1 protein-coding gene is annotated in these 279 nt (G+C 57.0%); it reads left to right on the forward strand.

The genetic code is table 11. The annotated features are described in order from the left end of the window. Window positions 1-279: hypothetical protein (locus AC27VJ_RS22610; protein WP_488685913.1), on the forward strand; the 279-nt coding region annotated here is incomplete at both ends.

Raw genomic sequence — 279 nt, forward strand, 5'->3', positions numbered from 1 at the left:
CTGACGAGCGAAGCGCTCAACGGACTCGACACGGCCACAATCCAGGCCTTCACCTCCACACAGGTGGCCTCGCTCGGTACTGACCAGATCAAGTCCATCAGCAAGGAACAGTTCGCACTGCTGGGAACCAACCAGATTGCTGCTCTCAGCTCGAAGCAGATGCAAGTGATTGACCCAGACGTACTGAACGGGCTAACGACCGATCAGGTTGATGCCCTCACCAACAAGCAGCTGACAGGCCTGACAACTGCTCAGCTGAACGCTTTCTCTGCAGACGGG

This window comes from Agrobacterium sp. 20P9.1.2, from assembly GCF_057799395.1.